This window comes from Streptomyces sp. NPDC020597, from assembly GCF_044335095.1.
GTDB lineage: Bacteria > Actinomycetota > Actinomycetes > Streptomycetales > Streptomycetaceae > Streptomyces.
In genome coordinates this window covers 1-26,830 of the sequence record NZ_JBIRUL010000023.1, presented here as the reverse complement: position 1 = coordinate 26,830, position 26,830 = coordinate 1, and the positions used below count along the sequence as shown (strand labels likewise).

Genomic DNA, 26,830 nt, shown 5'->3' with positions numbered 1-26,830 from the left:
GTCTGCGAAGACACGAACAGATCCGAAAGGCGGTGGGAGCTGTGCGGCTCTCACGAAGAGGCCTGCTGCGCGCCGGCCTGGCCGGCACGGCCGCCACGGCGCTCGGCGGCCTGACGGCCGGCTGCGCCGTCCCGACCGGCTCGACCGGCCGCAACATGGTCCTGTGGTACTGGGACGGCGGCCTCGGCGACACCGTCGTCAAGAACGCCAGGTCCCGTTACGGCAGCACGGTCGACCTCCAGGCCATCAAGATCGGCGGCTACTACCGCTCCAAGCTGATCACCACGCTCGCCGGCCGCGCCCACATCCCCGACATCGCGGGGCTCAAGGGCGAGGACATGGCGTCCTACCTGCCCGACGCCGACCAGTTCGTGGACCTGCGCACGCTGGGCGCGGAGAAGTTCAAGAGCCAGTACCTACCGTGGAAGTGGGAGCAGGGCGTCGCCGACGACGGCTCCCTGGTCGGCTTCCCGATCGACTGCGGCCCGGTCGCCCACCTCTACCAGTACGCGGTCTTCGAGAAGGCGGGCCTGCCCTACGAACCCGCCGACGTCTCCCGCGAGCTCGACACCTGGGAGAAGTTCTTCGCGGCCGGCGAGCAACTGCGCAAACGGCTCCCAGGGACCTCGCTGCTGACCGACGTCAACAGCGTCTTCGAGAACGTGGTGCAGCAGGGCAGCGCCCGGTACGTGGACAAGGACCGCCACTTCATCGGCGACCAGGAGCACGTGCGGCGCGCCTGGGCGCTCGCCGTCGAGGCCAAGCGCCGCAAGATCGTCTCCAACCTGGTCAGCGGCACCCCGGACCAGCTGTCGGCGGTGGAGGACGGCAAGCTGCCCAGCCAGCTCGGCGCCTCCTGGGCCACCAACGACCTCAAGACCGGCGTTCCGAAGACCAAGGGCCGATGGCGGGTGGCCGACATGCCGGTGCGGCCCGCGAACAACGGCGGTTCGTTCCTGTCGGTCACCAAGGCGTGCCGCGAGCCCGAGCAGGCATTCCGGATCATCAGCTGGATGCTCGACGCGGGCAACCAGGCGCAGGGGTTCCTGGACGCGGGGCTCTTCCCCTCCACCCCCGCGTCGTACGGCCTGGAACAGGTGCGCGAGCCCGACGAGTTCTTCGGCGGGCAGGTCACGATGGACGTCTTCGGGCCGGCCGCGCAGAAGATCTCCGTCGCCTACAACAGTCCCTTCGACGTGGCGCTCGGACAGCCCGTCAAGGACGAGATCAAGAACGTCGGCGTCCTCGGCAAGGACCCGGAGCAAGCCTGGAGTGACGCCATGAGCACCTGCCGGCGCATCGCGAAGCACCTGGGGGTGAGCGTCTGATGGCCACGCTCCCCGCCGTCGAACGGCCCCCGGCCGTCGTGACGCCCGCCCCCGTCGTCCGGCCCGGCACGGGGTGGCGCAAGCACTGGCACCTCTACGCCGCGATCTCCCCCTTCTACCTGCTGTTCCTCTGCTTCGGCCTGATACCGGTCGGCTTCTCGCTCTACCTGTCCTTCCACCGGTGGGACGGCCTCGGCCCGATGGAGTGGGCGGGGCTGTCGCAGTACCGGTACCTGCTCGGCGACACGCAGTTCTGGTCCTCGATCGGGACGACGATCGTCATCTGGGCGCTGGCCACCTTCCCCATGGTCTTCCTGGCGATGGTGACGGCCGTGATGCTCAACTCGGCCGTCCGCTTCAAAACCCTCTACCGGATCGCCTACTTCCTGCCGAACGTCACCTCGGTGGTGGCGATCGCGATCGTCTTCGGCTCGGTGTTCTCCACCAACTTCGGCCTGGTGAACGCCTTTTTGCAGGCCGTCGGCTTCGACCAGATCGCCTGGCTGAACACCCCGTGGGGCATCCGGATCGCGGTCGCGACGCTGATGACCTGGCAGTGGACCGGCTACAACGCGATCATCTTCCTGGCCGGCCTGCAGACCGTCCCCGGCGAGCTGTACGAGGCGGCGCGCATGGACGGCGCCGGTCCCGTGCAGACCTTCTTCCGGATCACCCTTCCGATGATGCGCCCGGTGCTGCTGTTCGTGCTCGTCGTGTCGACGGTCACCGGTCTGCAGAGCTTCTCCGAACCCCAGGTCCTGCTGCAGAACACCTCGAACGACTCGACGTTCTCGGGCGGTCCCGGCCACGCCGGCCGGACCATGGTCCTCTACTTCTTCCAGCAGACCTTCGACAACAACGACTTCGGCTACGGCGCCGCCGTGGCGTGGGGCATCTTCCTCGTCGTCGTCATCTTCTCGATCATCAACTGGCGGCTGGTGCAGCGCCGCGGCGAAGACTAGGGAGGCCCGCACACCATGGCATCCGACCGGACCACCCCGCACATCCGCGGGATCGACGGATCCCGCCGCAGAGGGATCGCGCTGCACGCCGTCCTCGTCCTCGGCGTCCTGCTCTCGGCCTTCCCGTTCTACTGGGCCGTGATCATGTCGACGCACACCACGTCGGAGATCTTCTCCTACCCGCCCAAGCTGCTGCCGGGCACGCACTTCCTGCAGAACCTGCGCAGCCTCCTCGACACCGTCGACTTCCTCGGCTCGATGCTCAACTCACTGCTGGTGGCAGGGTCGGTGACCTTCCTGGTCCTGTTCTTCGACTCGCTGGCCGCCTTCGTCTTCGCCAAGTTCGAGTTCCCCGGCAAGCGGTTGCTGTTCGTGCTGCTCATGTTCATCTTCATGGTGCCGGCGCAGCTCCAGGCCATCCCGCAGTTCGTCATCATGGCCAAGCTCGGCTGGATCGGGTCGATGACGGCGCTGATCGTGCCGGCGGCCGCCAACGCCTTCGGCATCTTCTGGATGCGCCAGTACATGACCGGCGCCATCCACGACGAACTCCTCGACGCGTCGCGCATCGACGGCGCGCACTTCCTGCGCCAGTACTGGCACGTGGCGCTGCCCGTGGTCCGGCCGGGACTGGCCTTCCTCGGCATCTTCACCTTCATGGGCCAGTGGAACGACTACGCCTGGCCGCTGATCGCCCTCACCGATCCGGGCAACGTCACCCTCCAGGTGGCGCTGTCGCAGCTCAACGGCACGCACGGGACGACGGACTACGGAATGGTCATGACCGGCGCCCTGCTCGCCCTGGTCCCCCTGCTGATCGTGTTCGCGGTCGGCGCCCGCCAGATCATCGGGGACCTCGCCAAGGGAGCCGTCAAGTGACCGACCCGCTGCTGGCGCTGCGGCCCTGGTCGGCGCCCGAGCTGACCTCCTGGGGCCGGCTGCCCATGAACGCCGTCGACCGGCGCTTCGGAGCACACTCCCTGGACGGCGACTGGCGTTTCCAGTTGCTGCCCGCTCCGGACGCGCCGGTCGGCGGCCGATGGTCGAGCGCGGCCGTGCCCGGCGCGTGGACGATGCAGTCCGTCGAGGGCGCCGACGACCTCCCGCAGTACCTGAACATCCGCATGCCGTTCGCGGACGTGCCCCCGCTGGCGCCGGACGCCAATCCGACGGGTGTGTACGAGCGGGGCGTGGACGTCCCCGCCGAGTGGGCGGGACGCCGGATCGTGCTGCAGGTCGGGGCCGCCGAGAGCGTGCTGCTGGTGCACGTCGACGGGCGGCCGGCCGGCCTGTCCAAGGACTCCCACCTGGCGGCCGAGTTCGACCTCTCGGACCTCGTGCGCCCGGGCGGGCGGCACCTCGTCCGGCTGACGGTGGTCAAGTGGTCGGACGCCTCGCACATCGAGGACCAGGACCAGTGGTGGCACGGCGGGATCACCCGCTCGGTGCTCCTCTACGCCACCGACCCGCTGCACCTGGCCGACGTGGACGTGGTGGCATCGGCCGACGGCGAACTGCGCGTCGACTGCCGGGTGCGGGACGCGGGCGGCGCGCTGCCCGCGGGATGGCATGTCAGCGGCGAGCTGGCCGGCCTGCCGCTGACGCGGGACGCCGGATTCGACCTGGCCAACGCCGAGGAGGAGCGTGTCTCCGCCTTCCTCGGCGAGGTGCGGCTGGGCGCGCGCGTGCCCGGGGTGCGCGCCTGGAGCGCCGAGACGCCCGAGCTGTACGACCTGACCGTACGCCTGCACCGCGCGGACGGCACCGTCGCCGACGCCTCCCGCCACCGGGTCGGCTTCCGGGACGTGGCGATCGTGGGCCGCGACCTGCTGGTCAACGGCGAGCGGATCTTCATCCGGGGGGTCAACCGGCACGACTTCCACCCGCTGACCGGACGGACCGTGTCGCACGAGGACATGCGCGCCGACCTGGTCGTGCTCAAACGCCACGGCTTCAACGCGATCCGCACCGCGCACTACCCGAACGACCCCGCTCTGTACGACCTCGCCGACGAACTCGGCTTCTACGTCGTCGACGAGGCGGACATCGAGGCCCACGACCACGCCCACGAGATCGCCGACGACCCCCGCTACCTGAACGCCTTCGTGGACCGGGTCTCGCGGATGGTGCTGCGCGACAAGAACCACCCGTCGGTCATCGTCTGGTCCCTGGGCAACGAGTCCGACTACGGCGCGAACCACGACGCGGCCGCGGGCTGGGTCCGCCGCCACGATCCGACCCGGCCGGTGCAGTACGAGGGCGCCGCCAAGCGCGGCTGGGCCGACCCCGAGGTCGCCTCCGACATCGCCTGCCCGATGTACGCGCCGCTGGAGGACTGTGTGGCGCACGCGCTGTCCGGGCGGCAGACCAAGCCGCTCATCCAGTGCGAGTACTCCCACGCCATGGGCAACAGCAACGGCACGCTGGCCGACCACTGGGCCGCCATCGAGGCCACCCCGGGTCTTCAGGGCGGGTTCATCTGGGAGTTCTGGGACCACGGCATCCTCCAGGACGTGAACGACGCGAGACCGGTCGGGCGTGGGGGCGCCGGGCTCTATGACAACGGTGTCGCCGCGCCCGGGTACCGCTGGGCGTACGGCGGCGACTTCGGCGAGAAGGACCATGACGGCGCGTTCATCGCGGACGGCGTGGTCTTCCCCGACCGCACCCCGAAGCCGGTGATGTCCGAGCACCGGGAACTCGCCGCGCCGGTGCGGCTGCACGGCCTGCGGGAGGACGGGGTGGTCGTCTCGAACCACCAGCACTTCCGTGGTCTGGAGTGGCTCTGCGGCGAGTGGGAGCTGTCGCTCGCCCACGGAGGCACGCTCACCGCGGCCGCCGAACTGCCCGATCTGCGGCCGGGCGGGACGGCCGTGCTGCCGCTGCCCTTCGACCTTCCGCGGGACGGCGGCGAGGCATGGCTGACACTGCGCGTGACGACGGCCCGGGAGCTGCCGTGGGCGCCGCCCGGCACCGCGGTCTGCGCGCCCCAGGTGCAGCTGCGGAAGGCCGAACCGCTGCAGGCGTCCGCGGGGTCCGGGCGCGTCGAGACCGACGCCGCCGGGCTCCTCGTCCACCCGCTGCTCGCGGCCGCCCCGACGCTTTCCCTGTGGCGGGCGCCCACCGACAACGACGAGCTCGGCGGCCCGGCGCGTCGCTGGCGGGCGTGGGGTCTGGACTCCCTCGTGCGCAGGCTGGTCTCCGTGCGTCAGGAGGGCGACGGCGTGAGCGTGCTCGCCGAGTACGCGGGCGCCGGCGGCGTCGTACGGCACCGGCAGGTGTTCACGCCGGTCGAGGGCGGGCTGCGGATCGACGAACAGGCGGAACTGCCCGCGGAGTTCGACGACGTGCCGCGCGTCGGCTCGGTCTTCGAGACGGTCGCGGGGCTGGACCTGCTGGAGTGGTTCGGGCAGGGCCCGTGGGAGTCCTACCCCGACCGCGCCTCGGGGGCGCCGGTGGGCCATCACTCGCTCGCCGTCGACGAGGCGTTCACCCCCTACCTGCGTCCGCAGGAGAGCGGCGGCCGGCACGGCGTGCGGCGCTTCACGCTCTCGGCGCCGGACGCCACCGGCCTCGCGGTCACGCTGGACGAGCCGCGCCAGGTCTCCGTCACCCGCTATCGCGCCGAGGACCTGACCGCCGTCGCCCACCATGACGAGTTGACCGCGCGCAGCGGCTGCGTCGTGCACGTGGACGCCGCGCACCGCGGCCTCGGGACGGCGTCGTGCGGTCCCGACACCCTCCCCTCCTACCTCGTCCCGGCAGGCGTCCACCGCTGGAGCTGGATCCTGCGCGTCCTGTGAACCCCCTGTCCGGTAACGGACTTCGCACTTCGCAACGGAGCAGCACGTGTGTACTTCGCATGCCCGGCCCCAGGAAGACCCCGTCCCCTCCGGCGCCGGCAGACGCGGCTTTCTGCGGGCCACCGCCCTGCTCGGCGCCGCCGCGACGGCCGGCCTCGCCACCGGGGCCGCCGCCGAGGCGGTCCCGGCCCGGTGGCGCCCGGACCCCGACAGCCGCCGTTTCACGCTCGCCGTCATGCCCGACACGCAGTACCTCTTCGACGGCCCGAGCATCGACAAGTCGCCGGTCGAGGCGTCTCTGCGCTATCTGCTGGCGCGGGGCGCGGACGACAACATCGTGTTCCTGTCCCATCTGGGGGACCTCACCCAGAACGGCGCGAACGAGGAAGTCGCCGCGATCAGCGGGGCGTTCGGGCTGCTGGACCGGCGCGGAGCGGGCTACAGCGTGCTGGCCGGCAACCACGACGTGCAGTCGTCGACGACCGACCAGCGCGGCACGACCCCGTACCTGGAGGCCTTCGGCCCGCAGCGCTTCCGGGGAAAGCCCACCTTCGGCGGGGCCTCCCCCGACGGCTACAACACCTTCCACCTGTTCCGTGCCGGCGGCCGGGAGTGGATGGTGCTGGCGCTGGACTGGCGGCTGTCCGAGCAGGGGTACGCCTGGGCCGCCGGGGTCCTCGCCCGGCATCCGAGGACGCCGGTCATCCTGACCACGCACGAGCTGGTCGTCGAGGACGACGCGCTCTCGGCGTACGGGCAGCAGCTGTGGGACCGGCTGATCGCGGACCACGACCAGATCTTCCTCGCGCTGGGCGGGCACTACTGGCCCGCCGGCCGCGCGACGCGGAAGAACGCGGCCGGACACGACGTCCATCTGCATCTGACGAACTACCAGAACCGGTACTTCGGCGGCGCCGCGATGATCCGCCTGTACCGCTTCGACCTCGACCGGAACGTCATCGACGTGGAGACCCTCTCGCCCTGGATCCTGGGCCGGGCCGCCGAGGGGCTGGGCGAGCTGGAGCGGCAGGAGCTCGAACTGAGCGGAGACGCGGACCGGTTCACGGTCGGCGTCGACTTCGCCGAGCGCTTCGCCGGGTTCGATCCGGCGCCGGCCCGCCCGGCACGGCCCGTGGCCAAGGTCCTCGTGCCGGGCACGGCGGCCTACTGGCGGTTCGACGGTCACACCGACGGCTCGGCGGTCTCCGGCACCGTGCGCGACCTTTCCGGGCAGGGCAACGACCTCACGGTCGTCGCGGTCGGCGGCGGCACGCTCGGCTGGTCGTCCGACCACCATCCCGACCAGCCCGGCCACGGCAGCCTGGAGTTCCGGGGCTTCAAGTCCCCGCTGAAGGGCGCCTACCTGCGCACGGTCGACGGCGCGCCGCTGAACTCGGCGACCTTCGCCCGCGGTTACACCATCGAGGCGTTCTACCGCCTCCCCGCCGACTGGGACCCGGCGCACCACGCCTGGTCGGGTCTGGTCGGCCGGACCGGCACGGGCGGCGCCGCGGGCAAGTCCGCCGACGACCCGGACGAACCGCTCGCCACCCTCTCGCTGTCCGACGACCGGGAACCGCAGTGGGCGATGCGTCCCCTGAACCAGCAGGGCATCGCCACCAACTGGGGCCAGGAGACGCCGCTGGAGACCTGGTGGCACCTCGCGGTCGTCAACGACGGCCGGCACACCACGCTGTACGTCGAGGGCTGCCCCGTGGTCCGCAATCCGAAGGCCCCGGCCGTCGGCATCGCCTCGGTCGGGCTGCCCTGGCTGCTCGGCGGCTACACGTACGCCGGACGGATCGACCAGATCCTGCACGGCCGCCTCGGCGACGTGCGCATCGTGGCGCGGGCGCTGCCCGTGACCTCCTTCCTGAACCACTGAGAGACCTCATGGAATCCGTGATGACCGAGCAGCAGCTCCCCGTCTGGGCCGACCCGACCGTCTCCTCCACCGCGCTCGACCCCCAGGGCGTGTCCCGGCGGCAGCTTCTGCGCCGGGCCGGCCTGTTCGGCACCGCGTTCACGCTGGGGGGCGCGGCCGCGCCCGCCCTCGCCGGCCCGGCCGCGGCCGGCGAGAGGGGCTGCGGCGGCGAGGACCCGCCCCTCGCCTACCTCGTCGGCGACCACCACGTGCACTCCGTGTACAGCCACGACGCGAAGTACACGTTCTCCCAGCAGGCGCGGGCCGCCGCCCGGTACGGCCTGGACTGGATGGTGTTCAACGAGCACGCCAACTTCGGGCACGCCCGCCACGGCGCCGCGCTGGAGCACCGGGAGATCCTCGAGGCCCGGGCCGCGAACCCGCGACAGCTGATCTTCCAGGGGCTGGAGTGGTACATCCCGGCCGCCGAGCACTGCACGGTGTTCGCCGCGCCCGGCCCGCACGAGGTGGACCTGCTCACCCGGTTCGAGCTCGCCTACGACGGCAAGCTGCTGGGGTACGACAAGGGCGGGGCCGCCGACGCCGACACCGCACGCAACGAGGCGCACGCGGTGAAGGCCGTGAAGTGGCTGGCCGAGCAGCGCCGCACCGGTTACGTCGACGACGTCCTCGTGCTCGCCAACCACCCGCTGCGGCTGGGCATCGACTCCCCGCACGAGATGCGCGCCTGGCGTGACGCGGCGCCCGAGATCATGATCGGCATGGAGGGCGCGCCCGGCGCCCAGGGCGCGGCGCTGCCGGGCCTGCGCGGCGCCACGTCGATCCGCGGCGAGTACGAGAACAAGCCGTCGGCACAGTCCTGGGCGGGGTACCCGGCGGACGCGTATCTCACGTACGGCGGCTTCGACTGGGCCACCGCGACCGTGGGCGGCCTGTGGGACTCGATGCTGGCCGAGGGCCGGCTGTTCACGATCACCACCAACTCCGACAACCACCGGACCGTCTTCGACACCTGGAAGAACGGCGACTGGCCGGCCGGGCAGACCTTCGACGACACCGGCAGGCTGCCCGACCCGGTGAACACCGGCACCCCGCAGCCGGGCAGCGACTTCTGGCCGGGCCAGTTCAGCCGCACGCACGTGGGCGTCACCCGTTACGGCTACCGCGCGGTGATGGCGGGGCTGCGCGAGGGCCGCGTCTGGCTGGACCACGGGCACCTGCTGGACGGACTCGAGGTGCGGCTGCGGCGCGGGCACGGCGACGGGCGGGGCGTCACCCTCGGCGGACGGCTGCGGGTGCGCCGGGGCGAGAGGCTCACCCTGGACATCACGGTGACCACCGCCTCCCGCCCCAACCCGCAAGGGATCCTGCCGGAGCCGGCGCACGTGGACGTGATCCGCGGCGCGGTGCGCGGTCCGGTTGCCGACCGCGACTCCTGGCGGGCGCCCGACACCAGGGTGGTGCGCTCCACCGACGTGAGCGGCCGCAAGGGCACGTACACGCTGCGCGTCCCGCTCACGGTGGGCGACGAGTCGTTCTACGTCCGGCTGCGGGGCAGCGACGGCAACCGTCACGGAACCGGTTACCTGGGCGCTTCCGTGGACCCGCACGGTCCGGTCCCGCACCCGCCCGGCAACGGCGACCCGTGGGCGGACACCTGGTTCTACTCGAACCCGGTCTTCGTGGACGTCGTGAGCTGAGGCGCGCCGAAGGGGGTGCGGGGACCGCGCGGCCGGCACGACCGGCCCGCGCTTTCCGCACCCCCTCACCCTGCGGTGCTCGGATCAGCCCTTATCCGTAGAACCGCGAGAGGCTCTGCAGAACGGCCGCGGGCTTCGCGCCCCCCTCGATCTCGATCGCCCCGTCGACGGTGATCTGCACCCCGCCGGGGACGTCCTCGACGTCGGTCAGTCTGCCCGTCAGGCGAATCCGCGAGCCGACCTTGACCGGCGAGGGGAAGCGGACCTTGTTGAGCCCGTAGTTGACCTTGGTGGTGACGCCCTGGACGTCGAGCAGCTCGGTGAAGAGCGGGATGAAGAGGGACAGGGTCAGGTACCCGTGGGCGATCGGCGCGCCGAAGGGTCCCGCCGCGGCCTTCTCCGGGTCCACGTGGATCCACTGGTGGTCCCCGGTCGCGTCGGCGAACGTGTCGATGCGCTCCTGGGTGACCTCGATCCACTCGCTGGTGCCCAGGTCGCTGCCGGACAGCTTCCTCAGCTCGTCGAGGCCGTTGACGATGATGCTCATATGCCGTTCCTCACAGGGGAGTTCACAAAGGGGTCGGTCAGTCGGTCGGGGGGAGCGGGTTGTTCAGGAGGGGGCGCCGTACCGGGAGCGCACCCGGGCCTTGAGGAGCTTGCCCGAGGCGGTGCGCGGCAGTTCGTCCGCGATCGCCACCGACTTGGGGATCTTGTACTTGGCGAGCCGGCCCGCCAGGGACGCCAGCACCTGGTCGGGGTCGAGCGTGACGCCCTCGCGGGGGACGACGACCGCGCGGGGCACCTCGCCCCACTTGTCGTCCGCCACCCCGATGACCGCGCACTCGACGATGTCGGGGTGGGCCAGCAGCAGGTCCTCGATCTCGGCGGGGTAGACGTTCTCCCCGCCCGAGATGATCATGTCCTTGATGCGGTCGACGATGTGCACGTATCCGTCCTCGTCGACCCGGGCGGCGTCGCCGCTGCGGAACCAGCCGTCGGCGAAGGCCGCGGCCGTCTCCTCGGGCAGGCCCCAGTAGCCGGGCATCACGTGCGGACCGCGCACCACGACCTCGCCCGTCTCGCCCGTCTCGACCGGCGCCAGGTCCGGCCGCACGACCCGCACGTCGCTGAAGAAGTGCGGGACGCCCGCCGAACCGGCCTTGCTGACGGCGTGCTCGGCGTCCAGGAAGAGCGTGCCGGGCGAGGCCTCGGTCATGCCGTAGCCCTGGAGGAAGGTCAGACCGCGTGCCTGGTAGGCCTCGATGAGCGGCGAGGGCACCGGGGAGCCTCCGCAGGTCAGGATGCGCAGGGAGGACAGGTCGGCGGCGGCCCAGTGCGGGTGCCGGGCGACCTGGTCGAACATGGTCGGCACCCCGAACATGAAGGTGATGCGGTGCTCCTCGATCAGGCCGAGGGTGGCCTGCGCGTCGAAGGCCTCGACGAGGACGCAGGCGCCGCCCTTGAGGAGCACCGGCAGCGTCAGCATGTTCAGTCCCGCCGTGTGGAACAGCGGCGCGGAGACGAGGGCGCGTTCGTCGGCGATCAGGTCGGTGTCGACGAGGACGTTGATCGCGTTCCAGGTGAGGTTGCCGTGGGTGAGCATCGCGCCCTTGGGGCGGCCGGTGGTCCCCGAGGTGTACATGATGATGCAGGTGTCGTCGGGCGCGACCGGCGTGTCGATCGGCTCGTCCGGCGCCGAGGCGAGCGCCTCCTCGTACTCGGCCCCGACCTCGAGGTAGGTCCGCACGTCCGTGTGGCCGGGGAGTCCGGCGACCAGACCCGCGTGCGAGGGGCCGTAGACGAGGGCCTTGGCCCCGGAGTCGGCGAGCTGGTAGGCGATCTCGGGGCCGGCGAGACGGGTGTTCAGCGGGACGAAGACCGCGCCCAGGGCGCCGGCGGCGAACAGGGTCTCCAGGTAGGAGGGGTGGTTCGGGCCGAGATAGGCGATGCGGTCGCCGCGCCGCACGCCCCGGGCGCGCAGGGCGTGCGCCAGGCGCGTGGTGCGGATGTGCAGGGTGCGGTAGTCCGTCGGCCGGCCGTCGTGGACCAGGGCGGTGCGGTGCGGGGTCTTGCGGGCCCGGCGTGCGGGCCAGGACCCCAGTCCCTCGTTGCGCATCTTCCACGCCCCTTACGGTGTGGTCAGCCCGAGCAGGCGGGCGGCGTTCTCCTTGAGGATCTTCGGCTTCACGTCGTCCTTGATCGTCAGCTTGTCGAAGTCGGCGAGCCAGCGGTCGGGGGTGAGGACGGGGAAGTCGGAGCCGAAGAGGACCTTGTCCTTCAGCAGCGTGTTGGCGTACTGCACGAGCTGCGGCGGGAAGTACTTCGGCGACCAGCCGGACAGGTCGATGTGCACGCCCGGCTTGTGGGTGGCCACCGCCAGGGCCTCGTCCTGCCAGGGGAACGACGGGTGCGCCAGGATGATCTTGAGGTGCGGGAAGTCGGCGGCGACGTCGTCCACGTGCAGCGGGTTGGAGTACTTGAGCCGGATACCGCCGCCGCCCGGGACGCCGGCGCCGATGCCCGTCTGACCGGTGTGGAACAGGGCGATGGTCCCCGTCTCCTCGATCACCTCGAACAGGTCGTACGCCACCGAGCGGTCGTTGGGGAAGAAGCCCTGGATGCTGGGGTGGAACTTGAAGCCCTTCACCCCGTACTCCTCCACCAGGCGGCGGGCCTGCTTCACGCCCGCCTTCCCGCGGAAGGGGTCGATGGAGGCGAACGGGATGAGGACGTCGGCGTTGGCGGCGGCGGCCTCGGCGACCTCCTCGTTGGGCACCGGCGCCGTGCCCGTCGCGGACTCGGCGTCCACCGTGAAGATCACGGCGGCCATCCTGCGCTCACGGTAGTAGCGCGCGGTCTCCTCCAGGGTGGGCTTGCGCTTGCCCTCGACCTTGAAGTAGGCGGAGGAGGCGTCGTGCAGATCGTCGTCCAGGGAGGAGTGCCCCTTGGAGGACACCTCCGCGTGGGTGTGCACGTCGATGGCGACCAGTTCGTCGACGTTCATCGCGGGGGGCGGGACGGGGGTCTCGGCGGGGCTCATCACGCCTCCGGGAACTTGGGGGCCGGAATGCCGACCGTCTGGAGCTCGGCGCCGACCGAGGTGGGGAAGGCATCGGCCAGCGTCCCGGGGGTCCAGCCGCCGTCGGCGTAGGCCGTGCGGATCTCCTGCGGATGCGACCAGAGTGCCACCTTGTCGCCGCCGATGCCGATGGCCTGGCCGGTGATGCCGCGGGCGGCCTCGGAGGCCAGGAAGGGCACGAGCGCCGCGCAGTCCTCGGGCGTGCCGAAGCCCTCTCCCTTGCGCAGGAAGTCCGGGAACGGCTCGCCGTTCTTCAGGGCCTCGACGTACGGGGCGAAGGCGGGGATGGTCTCGGTCATCGCGGTCGCGGCCACCGGGACGATCGCGTTGACGGTGATGCCCGCTCGGCCCAGCTCCATCGACCAGGTGCGGGCGAACGCGGCGATGCCCGCCTTGGCGGCGGCGTAGTTCGTCTGGCCGAAGTTGCCGCGCTGGCCGGCCGGCGAGCCGACGAGGATCAGCGTGCCGCCCTCGCCCTGCTCGCGCATCCGTACCGCGGCGGCGCGGGCGCAGGTGAAGGTGCCCTTGAGGTGGGTGGCGATCACCGCGTCGAAGTCGTCGTCGGTCATCTTCCACAGCACCTTGTCGCGCAGGATGCCCGCGTTGGTGACCAGGACGTCGAGCCGCCCGAATTCCTCCACGGCCCGGTTCACCAGCCGCTCGGCGGCCTCGGTCGTGCCGACGGGGACCACCTCGGCGACGGCCCGGCCGCCCGCCTCGACGAGGGACTTCACAGCCTGCTCGGCGACCGCCTCGTCGACGTCGTTGACGACTACGGCCGCGCCGTGGGCGGCCAGGGCGTGCGCGTAGGCGAGGCCGAGGCCCCGGCCGCTGCCGGTGACGACGGCGACCTTGCCGGTGAGATCGATGCTGGGCACGACGGTGTCCCTTCACATGGGGAGTACGGCCGGCCACGGGGAGGCGGCCGGGCGGCACGAGGGGTACGGCTTCGAGATCGAAGCTAAGAGCAATAATTGTTGTCGTCAATAGTTGTTGTCATCCTGCGCGTGCGTCATGCTGAAATCTGTACGACGCACCGCCCCGGGAGGGGACCGAGACCAGGGAGCCCGCCATCGCCCGCCAGGACAACGCAGTGAACGCCGCCCCGATCGACGCGGACGAGCCGTGGATGCGCGCGCTGCACGCCGACACGGGCTATCTGCTCTACCGGCTGGGGCTGCGCTCGGGCCAGCTCTTCAACACGTTCCTCCAGGAGTCGGGGCTGCGGCTGCGCCACTACGCGGTGCTGCGTTTCCTCGCCGGCTCCGAGGGCGCGCTCCAGCGCGAGCTGAGCACACGGCTGGGCTACGACCCGAGCGCGATCGTCGGGCTCGTCGACGATCTGGAGAAGCTGGGCTTCGCCGAGCGCAGGCCGTCCCCCGACGACCGGCGCAGCAGGATCGTCGTCCTCACCGACGGCGGCGGCGCGTTCCTGCGCGGCACCGACGAAGCGGGCCTGCGGGTGACGAACGAACTGCTCGGCCCGCTCGCCCCGGCCGAACGCGACGCGCTGCACGGCCTGCTGCTGCGGATCGCCGAGGACGGACTCGCCTGAGGTCGCGGCCCCCCTCCCCCGCGGGCCGCCGCACCGGACGGCCCCCCGTCAGACCGGCCCCGTCAGACCGGGGCGGTCGGCCCGAGACCGTCAGCCCCATGCCGTGAGGAGGACCCGATGGACCGGCCGGCACCCGCCCGCAGCGCCCGCTCCGCGCCCGACCGCCTGCTCGCCGTGCTGGCGGCGTTCGACCACACGCATCCCGCGCTGTCCCTCACCGACATCAGCCGTCGCGCCGGCCTGACGCTCAGCACGGCCCACCGGCTGGTCGCCGCGCTGACCGACTGGGGCGCCCTGGAGCGCGACGGGTCGGGCACGTACCACGTGGGGCTGCGGCTGTGGGAGGTCGCTGCGCTCGCGCCGCGCGGCCTGGCACTGCGGCAGGCGGCACTGCCGTACCTGGAGGACCTGTACGAGGCCACCCACGAGAACGTGCAGTTGGCGGTGCGCGACGGCCACGAGGTCGTCTACACCGAGTGGCTGTCCGGACGGTCGGCGGTCGGCGTGCACATCCGGGTGGGCGCCCGCTGGCCCCTGCACGTCACCGGCGTCGGGCTCGCCCTGCTGGCGCACGGCAGCCCGGAGCTCCAAGAGGACTACTGCGCCGGTCCGTTGACGTCCTACACGGCCCACACCCTCACCGATCCCGTCCAGTTGCGCCGGACGCTGGCCCAGGTACGGCTCACGGGTGTGGCGGTGAGCAGCCGTCAGGTCACCGACGACGCGCTCTCGGTGGCCGCTCCGGTGCGCGGCCCGGACGGCGCGGTGACCGCCGCCGTCTCGGTCGTGGTCCCCCACGCCGACGCCCAGGTCCCGATCCTGGCCCCCGCGGTGCGCCTCGCGGCCCGCGGCATCTCCCGGGCGCTCGGCTGGCAGCCGCAGGACCGCCGCGACTGACCCGCCGCCCCGGGCCGACCCGCGCGAGAAACCCGGTTGGCTTGACCTGCGCCCCCGGCGAGAATGCGCGACCAGGGGGCCGAGGAACATCGGAACGAAAACCGGCGCCAGCCTTCGTCGACCCTGGTGGGCGGCGCGCGTCGGGCGCCGGCCCCTTCTGAGGCCTTCCCGCAGATATCGCCCTGTTTATCTGCGGGATCGCTGATCACGACCTGCGGTGATGTTCTCGGGGCCGTACGTGAAGCGGCCCCGTGATCTGTGGCAAGGGGGAAGCGGTGCCTGCCGTCGTCACGGCGCTGCTTCCACCCCTTGGCGGAAGCGTTCGCCGAGGTCACCGGCCCGCTCGCACCCGACGACGCGCGCCGCTGACCCTGCTGTCACCGGCGGTGTGCCCTACCGTGGAACCACACCACGGCCAGACGCGTACCGCCGTCCCGGCGCCCAGGCCGCCAGGGGCACAGTCGACCGAGGTCCACACTGACCTGAAATATGAGTGATGTGGATCACATTGATTGCGATTGTTCTCTGAGTGAAGATTCCTTCACCCATGACGCCGGTCCTTCCCTGGAGCGCACGCGCCTGCTCGTGGCCGCGTCGGCCGAAACAAAGGAGTGGCCATGACATCTACACCCCTGCTCTTCCTGCACGGTTACTGGCACGGTTCCTGGTGCTGGAGTGAGGTCATCGCCAAAGTGACGGCGGCCGGTCGCCAAGCAGTCGCAGTGGACATGGCAGGACATGGGCTGAACGCCCGTCGGCCGGAGTGCCTCTCCCGACGCCCCTTCGATCCTGACGCTGTCGCCACAGAGGCCTCTCCGGTGGCGGGTGTCGGCCTGGACGAAGCGGCCGACCTTCTCGCCTCGCAGATCAGACAGGTCGGCCGCGGAGGTCCGGTCACCGTGGTGGCCCACAGCATGGGCGGCACAGTATTGACGCGTGCGGCCCAGCAAGTGCCGGAGCTGGTCGGACACATGGTGTACCTGACGGCGTTCATGCCGGCCTCGGACATCCCGGCTGTCGCGTACATTCAGTCGGCCGACAACGAGGGCGAGCTCGTCGGGCCATCCCTACGTGCCGATCCCACCGTGATCGGCGCGCTACGTTTCGACCTCGCGTCGGAGAATGCGGCCTACCGGCAGCAACTGCGTCAGGCATTCTTCGGCGACGTGGATCCGGTCGTCGCCGATGCCGCTCTCGGCCTGCTGTCACCCGATGCCCCGGTCGGTATCGCGGCGGGTGCCACGACTCTGACCCGAGACGGCTGGGGATCGATCCCGCGAACCTATGTCACCTGCGCGCAGGACATGGCGATACGCCCGGCGCTGCAGCGCAGATTCATCACGGAAGCCGACGCCGCCTTCCCGGACAACTCGACATCCGTGGTGGCTCTGGACGCCTCCCACTCGCCGTTCCTGTCGATGCCGGACCAGGTCGCAGACATCGTCACGAAGCTGGGCTGACATCCGGACGCCTTCGCCCACGAGGTCGCGAACACGACGTCGGCCGCGGTGCCGTCCGCACCGCCGTCGCCGACCTCCGCCCGTGCGGGGAAACCCGGTTGGCGCGGTCGCCGTCCTCGGCGAGAATGCGCGACCATGATCGAGACCGGTTCGCTCGCCCCGCAGGACCGCGCCGCCTGGGAAGCGCTGGCGCGCGGCTACCGGGATTCATTCGCAGCGCTCCGGCCTTCGGGCCGGGGGTGAAGCGAATCCGGTGGTCGCGACGCGGAGCGTCGCGGGGGCGTTGCGGGGGAGCCGGACCCAGCTTCGTGACGGTGAAGGGTCGCTCGTATGTTCCCGGTGGCGACGTGGGTTCGAGATGCCTAGTGTGATCGTCATGCAGCTCAGGTACCGGTTTCGCCTGTACCCGGACGCCGTTCAGCAGGCCGCGCTGGCCAGGGCGTTCGGGTGCGCCCGGGTCGTGTTCAACGACGCCGTGCGTGCCCGTGAGGACGCCCGGCGGACGGGGCGGCCGTTCCCCACGGCCGGTCAACTGTCGAAGAGACTGATCACCGAAGCCAAACAGACAAGGGAGCGGTCCTGGCTGGGTGAGGTGTCCGCGGTGGTGCTCCAGCAGTCCCTGCGGGACGCCGGCCTGCCGGAACTTCTTCGCCTCTCTCACCGGCAGGCGCAAGGGCCCGAAGCTCGGCCCGCCCCGCTTCAAGTCCCGCAAGGACGCCCGGCAGTCCATCCGCTTCACCGCGAACAGGTTCAGACGCCCGCCGCCGGTGATGCTCCAGCGGGCGTGCCGAAGATCGGGGCGGTGAAGGTGAAGTGGTCCCGGACCCTGCCGACCGTCCCCAGCAGCGTCACCGTGGCCAGGGACGCGGCGGGCAGGTTCTTCGCCTCGTTCGTGATCGACGCCGACCCCGCCGCCGACGCCGCACGGATGCCCGCCACCGACCGCACCGTCGGCATCGACCTCGGCCTCACCCACTTCGCGGTCCTCTCCACCGGCGAGAGGATCGACTCGCCGCGTTTCCTGCGGCGCGCGGAGAAGAAACTGAAGAAGGCCCAAAGGGAGCTGTCGCGCAAACGGAAGGGAAGCAGGAACCGTGAGAAGGCGCGGGTGAAGGTCGCCCGTGCCCACGCGAAGGTCGCCGACGCGCGCCGTGAGCTCCACCACCGGCTCTCCACGAAGCTGATCTCCGAGAACCAAGGGATCGCGGTGGAGGACCTGGCGGTGAAGGCGCTGGCGCGCACCAGGCTGGCCAAGTCCGTGCATGACGCGGGCTGGTCGTCGTTCGTGAGCATGCTGGAGTACAAGGCGGAGCGGTACGGCCGCACCCTGGTCAGGATCGGCCGGTTCGAACCGACCTCCCAGGTCTGTTCCGCCTGCGGTGTCAAGGACGGACCCAAACCCCTGGACATCCGCGAATGGACCTGCCCCGCCTGCGGCACCGTCCACGACCGGGACCACAACGCCGCACTCAACATCGAACAGGCCGCCGGACTGGCGGCGACAGCCTGCGGAGCGCCGGTAAGACCAGGAGCAGTCCTGGCACGGCGTGAAGAAACAGGAAGCCACGGATTCCCGACCGGACACCGTGCCGCGTAGCGGCACGGCAACCAGTCAGAGAAGGCCAGAATCCACGCCCTTCAGGGCGAGGAGCATGTCAACTCCAGGACCTCTACATCGACGAGGCGGCCCGCGGCCGGGGCGTGGCGCGTGCGTTGATCGAGCGGGTGGCGGGCGCGGCGCGCGAGCGGGGGGCCGACCGTCTCTACTGGACCACCCAGGAGGGCAACGCCACCGCCCGGGCCCTGTACGACAAGGTGGCGGAGTTCCGCGGGTTCATCCGTTACGACCACCCCCTCGCGTAGGGCGGTGCGCGGACGGGGCGGCCACACGGTCCGGTCGTCAACTGCGCTGCGCGCGGCGCGCTTTCGCCCGTTTGGGCGCTTCACACCCTGAACTTCCGGGCCGTGAAAGGAGTTTCTTCGCTTTAACTCTTGACGACCCTCGGGGCGAAGAGCACATTGGGCGCACTTTGAGAGCGCTCTCAAAGGATGGGAAAGGCACCCGCGCCATCACTCCGTACCCGAGAGGCCCCCCTCATGAGTGCAACCTCCGGCATCCCCCGACGGCGACGCGCGCTCATCGCCGTGCTCAGCACGCTCGGTCTGGCGGCGGCCGCCGCCGCGGCCGTCACCCTGCCCGCGAACGCCTCCGCGCCCACGCCGCCGTCCGGCTGGACGCAGGTCTTCCTCGACGACTTCACCGGAGCCGCCGGAACCGGCGTGAACACCTCCAACTGGCAGTACAGCACCGGCACTTCGTATCCGGGCGGACCGGCCAACTGGGGCACCGGCGAGGTCGAGACGATGACCGCCGCCACGGCCAACGTCTCGCTCGACGGCAACGGCAACCTGCGCATCACCCCGCTGCGCGACTCCGCCGGCCGCTGGACGTCCGGCCGCATCGAGACCACCCGCACCGACTTCCAGCCCCCGTCCGGCGGCAAGCTGCGCGTCGAGGCGCGGATCCAGATGCCGAACGTGACGGGTACCGCCGCGGAGGGCTACTGGCCCGCGTTCTGGGCGCTCGGCGCACCGTACCGGGGCAACTACCAGAACTGGCCGGGCGTCGGCGAGCTGGACATCATGGAGAACGTCCAGGGCCTGAACAAGGTGTGGGCGACGATGCACTGCGGCACCAACCCGGGCGGCCCGTGCAACGAGACGACCGGCATCGGCAACTCCGTCGCGTGTCCGAACACGACCTGCCAGTCCGGCTTCCACACCTACAGCATGGAGTGGGACCGCTCGGTGAGCCCCGAGGCGATCCGCTTCTACGTCGACGGCGTGAACTACCACACCGTCACCGCGAACCAGGTCGACGCGACGACGTGGGCCAACGCCACGAACCACGGCTACTTCGTCATCCTGAACGTGGCGATGGGCGGGGCGTTCCCCGACGCCTTCGGCGGCGGTCTGGACGGCGACACCCAGCCGGGCCGTCCGATGGTGGTCGACTACGTGCAGGTGCTGCAGGCCGCGGGCGGCGGCGGCACGACGACGCCCCCGCCGACCGGCGGCCGGGACGCCTACGGCACGATCCAGGCCGAGTCGTACGACAGCCAGTCGGGCACGATCACCGAGTCCACCTCGGACACCGGCGGCGGTCAGAACATCGGCGCCCTCGCCAACGGCGACTGGGCGCTGTACAAGGGCGTGAAGTTCGGCTCGTCGGCGGCGACCCAGTTCAGCGCCCGGGTCGCCGGTGGCGCGGCGGGCGGCGTCAGCGGGCTGGTCGAGGTGCGCCTGGACAGCCGCAGCGCCGCTCCCGTCGGCAGCTTCGCGGTGGCCGACACGGGCGGCTGGCAGAGCTGGCGGACGATCCCGGCGAACATCAGCTCCGTCACCGGCACCCACGACGTCTATCTGACCTTCACCAGCGGTCAGCCCGCGGACTTCGTGAACGTCAACTGGTTCACCTTCGGTCACTGACCGACGGCTCGACGACGCCGGGCGGCCGACCTCGCACCGAGGCCGGCCGCCCGGCGACGTCCTGCCCCGTCATCTCCGGACCGTCCTCTCCGGTCCGTCGTGTCCCGTCCGACGACACCGGTCCGACGACACCGGTCCGGCGACACCGATCCGCGCCGCTGGGGGCTCATCCCTGGTCGGCGCGGAAGGCCACCGGGGTCTGACCGGTGTTCAGGTGGAAGAACTTGGAGAAGTTCGCCGGGTCGGGGAAGCCGACCGCCGCGCCCACCCGGCCGATCGGCAGGTCCGTGTGGGCCAGGAGCCGCTTCGCCTCCAGGACGACCCGCTTGTCGATGAACCCCTTGGGCGTCTCGCCGGTGGCCGCCCGGACCGCCCGCACCAGGGTGCGCCGTGAGTAGCCGAGGGCGTCGGCGTAGGCGCTGACGCTGTGATTGACGGCGAACTCCTTCTCCACCGCGTCCCGGAACAGCGTGAACGTCGTGTCCGCCTGACGCCGCGTCGCCTCCGCGCCGCTCGCCGCGAGATGCGCGAGCCGCAGCAGGAACGCCGTCAGCGAGTGCCGCAGCACCGCCGTGTGCAGGCTGAGCGGCAGGGTGCCCTCGGCCCCGTCGTCGTACTCGCGCCGCAGATGCGTCAGCGCCGCGCGCAGCCCCGCGAGCTGCGCCTCGTCCGGATGCAGCAGCGGGGGCAGGTCGTAGCGGTAGAGACCGGTCGCCTCGACGGTGGCCCGCGGAAGGAAGCCGGGCTGCATGGTGAGGGCGGTTCCGCGGTACTCGCTCGACCTCGAGAAGCGGTGGACCTGGCCCGGGCGGATCCACAGCACGTCGCCTGCCGCCGCCTCGTGCCGGGTGAAGTCGATCATGTGGTGGACGGGACCGGCGTCGAACAGCATCACGACGTGGAAGTCGATGCGGTGCACGCGGTCCGCGGGGGCATCCGTGTGCCAGGAGCGGCCGCCGTGCGCGGGCCCCATCGGGCCCACCTGCATGCCGATGCCGCCGACGCTGTGCTCGACCGGGAAGGGAAAGGTTCTGATGCCGCCTTCGGCGCCGCCTCGGGTAGGTGTGTCCGCCATGTCCTGCTCGCGCCGCCCAGTTGCCGTCCCGGGGGCTCATCTGTCGCCCGGGGGTGTCCCACTTTCACCACAGCCTGACACAGGGAGACCTATCCGCCGAAAAGTCAGACTTTTAAGTTTGAACACGCCAGAGCCGCAGGCTCGCCCCCATCGAGGATCTCTTGAAGATGAGCACGCAGACACCGAACGACTTCACGTGGACCGACACCGACCGGCGCGCCGTCGACACCGCACGGCTCCTGGCTGCTGACGCCGTCCAGCAGGCGGGCAACGGCCATCCCGGCACCGCCATGAGTCTGGCTCCGGTGGCCTACACGATCTTTCAGAAGATGATGCGGCACGATCCGGCCGATCCGGAGTGGACCGGACGCGGCCGCTTCGTGCTGTCCCCGGGCCACACCTCGCTGACCCTCTACACCCAGCTCTTCCTGGCCGGCTACGAACTGGAGCTGGCGGACCTGGAGCGCTTCCGCACGCACGGCTCGAAGACGCCCGGACACCCCGAGTACGGACACACCGCCGGCGTCGAGACGACCACCGGTCCGCTCGGTCAGGGCGTCGCCAACGCCGTCGGCATGGCGATGGCCGCACGCTACGAGCGCGGACTGTTCGACCCCGACGCCCCGCAGGGCGCATCGCCGTTCGACCACACCGTCTGGGGCATCGTCTCCGACGGCGACCTGGAGGAGGGCGTCTCGGCGGAGGCCTCCTCGCTGGCCGGCCACCAAAGGCTCGGCAACCTCGTCCTCGTCTACGACGACAACCACATCTCCATCGAGGGCGACACCGCGACCGCGTTCTCCGAGGACGTGCTCGGGCGGTACGCGGCCTACGGCTGGCACACCCGGCGGGTCGAGCCCGCCGGGGACGGCGACGTCGACGTGCCCGCCCTGCACGAGGCCCTGCGGGCGGCTCAGGCCGAGACCGGCCGCCCGTCGATCATCTCGCTGCGCACGATCATCGCCTGGCCCGCCCCGAACGCGCGGAACACCGAGGCAGCGCACGGCTCGGCGCTCGGCGCGGACGAGGTCGCCGCCACCAAGCGCGTCCTGGGCTTCGACCCGGAGAAGACCTTCGAGGTCGAGGACAAGGTCCTCGCGCACACCCGCGCCGCACTCGACCGGGGCGCGCGGGCCCATGCCGCCTGGGACAGGCGCCTCGCCGCGTGGCGCACCGCGAACCCCGAGCGGGCGGCCCTGTTCGACCGGATCGTCGCGGGCCGGCTCCCCGACGGCTGGGAGGACGCGCTCCCGGTGTTCGAACCCGGGGCGTCGGTCGCCACCCGCGCCGCGTCCGGCGAGGTGCTCCAGGCGCTCGGCCCGGTGCTGCCCGAACTGTGGGGCGGCTCCGCCGACCTCGCCGGCTCCAACAACACCACCATCGACGGGACGTCGTCCTTCCTTCCCGAGGGCAACACGCTGCCCGGGGCGAACCCGTACGGCCGTACGGTCCACTTCGGCATCCGCGAGTTCGCGATGGCCGCGACGATGAACGGCATCGCGCTGCACGGCGACACACGCGTCTACGGCGGCACCTTCCTGGTGTTCTCCGACTACATGCGCAACGCCGTCCGCATGGCGGCGCTGATGCAGCTGCCGGTGACGTACGTGTGGACGCACGACTCCATCGGCCTCGGCGAGGACGGCCCCACCCACCAGCCGGTCGAGCACCTCGCGTCGCTGCGCGCGATCCCCGGCCTGAACGTGGTCCGTCCGGCCGACGCCAACGAGACGGCGCTCGTCTGGGCCGAGATCCTGCGGCGGCACGCGACCCGGCCCGCCCCGCACGGCCTCGCCCTCTCCCGCCAGAGCCTGCCGGCGTACCCGCCGAACCCGGACGCGGCGAAGGGCGGGTACGTGCTCCTGGACTCCGCCTCGGACGTGCCCGACGTGGTGCTCATCGCCACCGGCTCCGAGGTGCAGCCGGCCGTCGGCGCGCGCGAGGCGCTGCGGGCCGAGGGGATCGACGCCCGCGTCGTCTCCATGCCGTCCGTGGAGTGGTTCGAGGAGCAGCCCCGGGACTACCGCGACCGGGTGCTTCCGCCGTCGGTGCGGGCCCGGGTCGCCGTCGAGGCGGGCATCGGCCTGACCTGGCACCGGTTCGTGGGCGACGCGGGACGCATCGTCTCCCTCGAGCACTTCGGCGCCTCCGCCGACGCCGGGACCCTGTTCGCCGAGTACGGCTTCACCGCCGAGAACGTCGCCGCCGCGGCCCGGGAATCCGTGGCCGCCGCACGCGGTTGACCGGAACGCCAGAAAGAAGATGATCACAGTGACCGAAGCGACCGCGATCGCGGGCGCACTCAGGGGCCCGGCCGGCGAACGCCGGAGAAGGCCGTCCGGAGCCGGCAAGGTGCGGCGGCCTTTGCTGTGGGCGTCCGCCGGCGTGAAGGATCCCGCTGACGAGGACACGCTGTATGTGGACGGCATGGCGGCGCCGGGCACGGTCGGCGCCATGGCCGGGACCACGCCGGAGACCGCCGCCGCCGACCGCGGCGAGGCCACCGGCGACACGGTCACCGGCGACCGCGCCCGGGCGGCCGCCGGCCCCGCCGCACCGGAGACGCCGGGCGTCCCCCACGACGAGGGGGTCACCCGGTCGGAGCACGAGGGCGTCACCGGATCCGCGGCGGCGTGGCAGGGCCTTCCGGACGCGGTCACGAAGTCGACGATGAGCAAGGGAGTTGACGCGGAATGAGCAGCAGCAGTCTCGGCGCGGCCTGGGAGAACCCCCTGAGGGACCCCCGCGACCGGCGCCTGCCCCGCATCGCGGGCCCGTCCGGCCTCGTCATCTTCGGGGTGACGGGCGACCTGTCCCGCAAGAAGCTGATGCCGGCGGTGTACGACCTCGCCAACCGCGGGCTGCTCCCGCCGGGCTTCTCGCTCGTCGGTTTCGCCCGCCGCGACTGGGAGGACGAGGACTTCGCGCAGATCGTCCACGACGCGGTGCGCGAGCACGCCCGCACGCCGTTCCGCGAGGAGGTCTGGCAGCAGCTCGCCGAGGGCATGCGGTTCATCCCCGGCGACTTCGACGACGACACGGCGTTCAAGCAGCTCAAGACGGCCGTGGAGGAGCTGGACGCGTCCCGGGGCACCGGCGGCAACTTCGCCTTCTACCTCTCCGTCCCGCCGAAGTTCTTCCCCAAGGTCGTCGAGCAGCTCAAGAAGCACGGGCTGGCGAAGGCTCCGGAGGGCTCCTGGCGGCGCGCGGTCATCGAGAAGCCCTTCGGCCACGACCTGGTGAGCGCCCAGCAGCTCAACGCGGTGGTGCACGACGTGTTCGAACCCGACCAGGTCTTCCGCATCGACCACTACCTCGGCAAGGAGACCGTCCAGAACATCCTGGCGCTCCGCTTCGCCAACACCATGTTCGAGCCGATCTGGAACCGGTCCTTCGTGGACCACGTGCAGATCACCATGGCCGAGGACATCGGCATCGGCGGCCGGGCCGGCTACTACGACGGCATCGGCTCGGCCCGTGACGTCATCCAGAACCACCTGCTGCAGCTGATGGCCCTCACCGCCATGGAGGAGCCGGCCGCGTTCGACGCCGCCTCGCTGCTCACCGAGAAGCTCAAGGTGCTGCAGTCCGTGAAGCTGCCGGACGACCTGGGCCGGCACACCGTGCGGGCCCAGTACGCGGGCGCCTGGCAGGGCGGTGAGAAGGTGCGCGGCTACCTCGAGGAGGACGGCATCGACCCGTCCTCCACCACGGACACCTTCGCCGCCGTGAAGCTGAACGTCGACAACCGCCGCTGGGCGGGCGTCCCGTTCTACCTGCGCACCGGCAAGCGGCTCGGCCGGCGCGTGACCGAGATCGCGGTCGTCTTCCAGCGGGCCCCGCACTCCCCCTTCGACTCCTCGGCCACCGAGGAGCTCGGGGCGAACGCGATCGTCATCCGCGTCCAGCCGGACGAGGGGATCACGGTCCGCTTCGGCTCCAAGGTGCCCGGCACCTCCATGGAGATCCGGGACGTCACGATGGACTTCGCCTACGGCGAGTCCTTCACCGAGTCCTCCCCCGAGGCGTACGAGCGCCTCATCCTGGACGTGCTGCTCGGCGACGCCAACCTGTTCCCGCGCCACCAGGAAGTGGAAGAGTCCTGGAAGATCCTCGACCCGATCGAGGAGTACTGGGCACGGCACGGCAGGCCCGCGCAGTACCCCTCGGGCAGCTGGGGACCCGAGGAAGCCGACGAGATGCTCGCACGAGACGGACGGAGCTGGCGCAGGCCATGAAGATCGACCTGACCGACACCACAGCAAGCAAGATCAACAAGGCGCTGGTGAAGGGCCGCCGCGCGATCGGCACACCGGCCGTGGGCATGGTCCTGACGATGGTGATCGTCACGGACGAGGAGAACGCCTACGACGCCATCAAGGCGGCCGAGGAGGCCTCGCACGAGCACCCCTCGCGCACCCTCGTCGTCATCAAGCGGCACGCCCGCACCCCGCGAGAGCGCACCCGGTCCCGGCTCGACGCCGAGGTCCGCGTCGGCTCCGAGGCAGGCACCGGCGAGACGGTCGTGCTGCGGACCTACGGCGAGGTCTCCGACCACGCCGACTCCGTGGTCCTGCCGCTGCTGCTGCCGGACGCGCCGGTCGTGGTGTGGTGGCCCGTCGACGCGCCGCAGAACCCGTCGAAGGACCCGCTGGGCGCGCTGGCCCAGCGCAGGATCACCGACCTCTACGCGGTGGAGAACCCTCTGCAGGCCCTGGAGACCCGGATCCGCTCCTACGCCCCCGGAGACACCGACCTCGCCTGGACCCGCCTCACCCCGTGGCGCTCGATGCTGGCGGCGGCCCTGGACCAGGCCCGGGTGCCGATCGTCTCGGGCGCCGTCGAGGCCGAGGCCGACAACCCCGCCGCGGAGCTGCTGGCCCGCTGGCTGGAGGCGCGGCTGAAGGTCACGATCGACCGTGTCGTCACCGACGGCCCGGTGGTGACGGCCGTGCGGCTCGGCACCGCGGACGGCGAGATCGTCATCGACCGCCCCGAGGGGCCGCTGGCCACGCTCACCCTGCCCGGCCAGCCCTCGCGCACCCTCGCGCTGAAGGTCCGCACCACCTCAGAACTCATCGCCGAGGAGCTCAGGCGCCTCGACGCGGACGAGATGTACGCCGTCGCCCTGCGGGGCGAGGGCACCAAGGAGACCCCTGCTCATGTCTGAGACCCCCCGTCCCGACCGGCGGCCCGAGTGGACCGCGCTCCAGGACCACCGCGCCGGACGGCAGGCGGGCCTGCGGGACCTGTTCGCCGCGGACCCGCAGCGCGCCGAGCGGTACGTGGTGCGCGTCGGCGATCTGCGCATCGACTACTCGAAGAACCTCGTCACCGACGAGACGCTGCGACTGCTGCGTGAGCTGGCCGCGGCCGTCGACGTGTTCGGGCTCCGGGACGCGATGTTCCGCGGCGAGAAGATCAACACCACCGAGGACCGTGCGGTGCTGCACACCGCGCTGCGCGCCCCGCGCGACGCGGTGGTCGAGGTCGACGGGGAGGACGTCGTCCCGGCGGTGCACGCCGTGCTCGACAGGATGGCCGCGTTCGCCGGGCGGGTGCGCTCAGGCGAGTGGACCGGGCACACCGGACGCCGC

At 71.4% G+C, this 26,830-nt stretch carries 20 protein-coding genes and 2 pseudogenes; 17 read left to right on the top strand and 5 right to left on the bottom strand.

From position 1 onward, the window contains the following. Nucleotides 1–41: 41 nt before the first annotated feature. Genes ACH4ZA_RS30275 through ACH4ZA_RS30250 form a run of 6 tightly spaced genes read left to right on the top strand, consistent with a single transcriptional unit; the run spans nucleotide 42 to nucleotide 9,678 of the window. Nucleotides 42–1,328: an ABC transporter substrate-binding protein gene (locus ACH4ZA_RS30275; protein WP_398432511.1), complete on the top strand. Its 1,287-nt coding sequence runs from the start codon at nucleotides 42–44 to the stop codon at nucleotides 1,326–1,328. Further along, the gene (locus ACH4ZA_RS30270) at nucleotides 1,328–2,290 is read left to right on the top strand and encodes a carbohydrate ABC transporter permease (protein WP_398432510.1); all 963 of its coding nucleotides are present in this window, start codon (nucleotides 1,328–1,330) and stop codon (nucleotides 2,288–2,290) included. Before ACH4ZA_RS30275 ends, ACH4ZA_RS30270 begins: the two co-directional genes overlap by 1 nt. Before the next feature lie 15 nt (nucleotides 2,291–2,305). After that, on the top strand, nucleotides 2,306–3,169 hold the full coding sequence (locus tag ACH4ZA_RS30265) for a carbohydrate ABC transporter permease (protein ID WP_398432509.1): 864 nt from the start codon (nucleotides 2,306–2,308) through the stop codon (nucleotides 3,167–3,169). After that, nucleotides 3,166–6,093 carry a glycoside hydrolase family 2 TIM barrel-domain containing protein gene (locus ACH4ZA_RS30260; protein WP_398432508.1) on the top strand — a complete coding sequence of 976 codons (2,928 nt, stop codon included), beginning with the start codon at nucleotides 3,166–3,168 and terminating at the stop codon, nucleotides 6,091–6,093. The genes ACH4ZA_RS30265 and ACH4ZA_RS30260 overlap by 4 nt, the downstream gene beginning before the upstream one ends. 46 nt (nucleotides 6,094–6,139) lie before the next feature. Further along, nucleotides 6,140–7,978 carry a LamG-like jellyroll fold domain-containing protein gene (locus ACH4ZA_RS30255; protein WP_398432507.1) on the top strand — a complete coding sequence of 613 codons (1,839 nt, stop codon included), beginning with the start codon at nucleotides 6,140–6,142 and terminating at the stop codon, nucleotides 7,976–7,978. 20 nt (nucleotides 7,979–7,998) lie between these two features. After that, nucleotides 7,999–9,678: a histidinol-phosphatase gene (locus tag ACH4ZA_RS30250; protein WP_398432506.1), complete on the top strand. Its 1,680-nt coding sequence runs from the start codon at nucleotides 7,999–8,001 to the stop codon at nucleotides 9,676–9,678. Nucleotides 9,679–9,769: 91 nt separating this feature from the next. Here the strand turns inward: ACH4ZA_RS30250 and ACH4ZA_RS30245 are convergent, their stop codons facing one another. The 4 genes from ACH4ZA_RS30245 to ACH4ZA_RS30230 form a co-directional block, all read right to left on the bottom strand. After that, nucleotides 9,770–10,225: a MaoC family dehydratase gene (locus ACH4ZA_RS30245; RefSeq protein ID WP_351682702.1), complete on the bottom strand. Its 456-nt coding sequence runs from the start codon at nucleotides 10,223–10,225 to the stop codon at nucleotides 9,770–9,772. 63 nt (nucleotides 10,226–10,288) lie between these two features. Then, the gene (locus tag ACH4ZA_RS30240; RefSeq protein WP_398432505.1) at nucleotides 10,289–11,794 is read right to left on the bottom strand and encodes a long-chain fatty acid--CoA ligase; all 1,506 of its coding nucleotides are present in this window, start codon (nucleotides 11,792–11,794) and stop codon (nucleotides 10,289–10,291) included. Nucleotides 11,795–11,806: 12 nt separating this feature from the next. Beyond that, on the bottom strand, nucleotides 11,807–12,682 hold the full coding sequence (locus ACH4ZA_RS30235; RefSeq protein ID WP_398432578.1) for an amidohydrolase family protein: 876 nt from the start codon (nucleotides 12,680–12,682) through the stop codon (nucleotides 11,807–11,809). 35 nt (nucleotides 12,683–12,717) lie between these two features. Next, nucleotides 12,718–13,635, bottom strand: coding sequence for an SDR family NAD(P)-dependent oxidoreductase (locus tag ACH4ZA_RS30230; protein WP_398432504.1), 918 nt, complete (start codon nucleotides 13,633–13,635; stop codon nucleotides 12,718–12,720). A gap of 251 nt (nucleotides 13,636–13,886) precedes the next feature. Between ACH4ZA_RS30230 and ACH4ZA_RS30225 the strand changes: the two genes are divergently transcribed. The 6 genes and pseudogenes from ACH4ZA_RS30225 to ACH4ZA_RS30200 all read left to right on the top strand — a co-directional run bounded on the left by ACH4ZA_RS30225 (nucleotide 13,887) and on the right by ACH4ZA_RS30200 (nucleotide 20,158). Beyond that, nucleotides 13,887–14,312, top strand: coding sequence for a MarR family winged helix-turn-helix transcriptional regulator (locus ACH4ZA_RS30225; RefSeq protein WP_398432577.1), 426 nt, complete (start codon nucleotides 13,887–13,889; stop codon nucleotides 14,310–14,312). 117 nt (nucleotides 14,313–14,429) lie between these two features. After that, nucleotides 14,430–15,209 carry an IclR family transcriptional regulator gene (locus ACH4ZA_RS30220; protein WP_398432503.1) on the top strand — a complete coding sequence of 260 codons (780 nt, stop codon included), beginning with the start codon at nucleotides 14,430–14,432 and terminating at the stop codon, nucleotides 15,207–15,209. Between the two features lie 617 nt (nucleotides 15,210–15,826). Then, nucleotides 15,827–16,669 carry an alpha/beta fold hydrolase gene (locus ACH4ZA_RS30215; protein WP_398432502.1) on the top strand — a complete coding sequence of 281 codons (843 nt, stop codon included), beginning with the start codon at nucleotides 15,827–15,829 and terminating at the stop codon, nucleotides 16,667–16,669. A gap of 376 nt (nucleotides 16,670–17,045) precedes the next feature. After that, nucleotides 17,046–18,266 (top strand): annotated as a pseudogene (locus tag ACH4ZA_RS30210) (RNA-guided endonuclease InsQ/TnpB family protein). Nucleotides 18,267–18,370: 104 nt separating this feature from the next. Beyond that, nucleotides 18,371–18,532 carry a GNAT family N-acetyltransferase gene (locus ACH4ZA_RS30205; protein ID WP_398432501.1) on the top strand — a complete coding sequence of 54 codons (162 nt, stop codon included), beginning with the start codon at nucleotides 18,371–18,373 and terminating at the stop codon, nucleotides 18,530–18,532. A 234-nt stretch (nucleotides 18,533–18,766) separates the two neighbouring features. Beyond that, nucleotides 18,767–20,158 (top strand): glycoside hydrolase family 16 protein, encoded by a 1,392-nt coding sequence (locus ACH4ZA_RS30200; RefSeq protein ID WP_398432499.1) that lies wholly within the window; start codon nucleotides 18,767–18,769, stop codon nucleotides 20,156–20,158. A 166-nt stretch (nucleotides 20,159–20,324) separates the two neighbouring features. Here ACH4ZA_RS30200 and ACH4ZA_RS30195 read toward each other — a convergent pair whose 3' ends face one another. Further along, the gene (locus ACH4ZA_RS30195; RefSeq protein ID WP_398432498.1) at nucleotides 20,325–21,233 is read right to left on the bottom strand and encodes a helix-turn-helix domain-containing protein; all 909 of its coding nucleotides are present in this window, start codon (nucleotides 21,231–21,233) and stop codon (nucleotides 20,325–20,327) included. A 167-nt stretch (nucleotides 21,234–21,400) separates the two neighbouring features. Here ACH4ZA_RS30195 and tkt point away from each other — a divergent pair, with 167 nt between their 5' ends. The 5 genes and pseudogenes from tkt to ACH4ZA_RS30170 form a co-directional block, all read left to right on the top strand. After that, nucleotides 21,401–23,476 (top strand): transketolase, encoded by a 2,076-nt coding sequence (gene tkt / locus ACH4ZA_RS30190; protein ID WP_398432497.1) that lies wholly within the window; start codon nucleotides 21,401–21,403, stop codon nucleotides 23,474–23,476. 28 nt (nucleotides 23,477–23,504) lie between these two features. Continuing rightward, nucleotides 23,505–23,930 carry a hypothetical protein gene (locus tag ACH4ZA_RS30185; protein ID WP_398432496.1) on the top strand — a complete coding sequence of 142 codons (426 nt, stop codon included), beginning with the start codon at nucleotides 23,505–23,507 and terminating at the stop codon, nucleotides 23,928–23,930. Then, complete coding sequence (gene zwf / locus ACH4ZA_RS30180) at nucleotides 23,927–25,471, top strand: glucose-6-phosphate dehydrogenase (protein WP_398432495.1); 1,545 nt, start codon at nucleotides 23,927–23,929, stop codon at nucleotides 25,469–25,471. The genes ACH4ZA_RS30185 and zwf overlap by 4 nt, the downstream gene beginning before the upstream one ends. Next, on the top strand, nucleotides 25,468–26,403 hold the full coding sequence (gene opcA, locus ACH4ZA_RS30175; protein ID WP_398432494.1) for a glucose-6-phosphate dehydrogenase assembly protein OpcA: 936 nt from the start codon (nucleotides 25,468–25,470) through the stop codon (nucleotides 26,401–26,403). Before zwf ends, opcA begins: the two co-directional genes overlap by 4 nt. Further along, a pseudogene (locus ACH4ZA_RS30170) lies at nucleotides 26,396–26,830 on the top strand (glucose-6-phosphate isomerase); the annotation flags it as partial. The gene opcA and the pseudogene ACH4ZA_RS30170, both read left to right, overlap by 8 nt.

Bases quoted from the DNA above. Each gene is read 5' to 3' on its own strand.
- ACH4ZA_RS30270 (WP_398432510.1), top strand. From the start codon at position 1,328: ATGGCCACGCTCCCCGCCGTCGAACGGCCCCCGGCCGTCGTGACGCCC.
- ACH4ZA_RS30265 (WP_398432509.1), top strand. From the start codon at position 2,306: ATGGCATCCGACCGGACCACCCCGCACATCCGCGGGATCGACGGATCC.
- ACH4ZA_RS30250 (WP_398432506.1), top strand. From the start codon at position 7,999: ATGACCGAGCAGCAGCTCCCCGTCTGGGCCGACCCGACCGTCTCCTCC.
- ACH4ZA_RS30245 (WP_351682702.1), bottom strand. From the start codon at position 10,225: ATGAGCATCATCGTCAACGGCCTCGACGAGCTGAGGAAGCTGTCCGGC.
- ACH4ZA_RS30240 (WP_398432505.1), bottom strand. From the start codon at position 11,794: ATGCGCAACGAGGGACTGGGGTCCTGGCCCGCACGCCGGGCCCGCAAG.
- ACH4ZA_RS30235 (WP_398432578.1), bottom strand. From the start codon at position 12,682: ATGAACGTCGACGAACTGGTCGCCATCGACGTGCACACCCACGCGGAG.
- ACH4ZA_RS30225 (WP_398432577.1), top strand. From the start codon at position 13,887: ATGCGCGCGCTGCACGCCGACACGGGCTATCTGCTCTACCGGCTGGGG.
- ACH4ZA_RS30220 (WP_398432503.1), top strand. From the start codon at position 14,430: ATGGACCGGCCGGCACCCGCCCGCAGCGCCCGCTCCGCGCCCGACCGC.
- ACH4ZA_RS30215 (WP_398432502.1), top strand. From the start codon at position 15,827: ATGACATCTACACCCCTGCTCTTCCTGCACGGTTACTGGCACGGTTCC.
- ACH4ZA_RS30200 (WP_398432499.1), top strand. From the start codon at position 18,767: ATGAGTGCAACCTCCGGCATCCCCCGACGGCGACGCGCGCTCATCGCC.
- ACH4ZA_RS30195 (WP_398432498.1), bottom strand. From the start codon at position 21,233: ATGGCGGACACACCTACCCGAGGCGGCGCCGAAGGCGGCATCAGAACC.
- tkt (WP_398432497.1), top strand. From the start codon at position 21,401: ATGAGCACGCAGACACCGAACGACTTCACGTGGACCGACACCGACCGG.
- zwf (WP_398432495.1), top strand. From the start codon at position 23,927: ATGAGCAGCAGCAGTCTCGGCGCGGCCTGGGAGAACCCCCTGAGGGAC.
- opcA (WP_398432494.1), top strand. From the start codon at position 25,468: ATGAAGATCGACCTGACCGACACCACAGCAAGCAAGATCAACAAGGCG.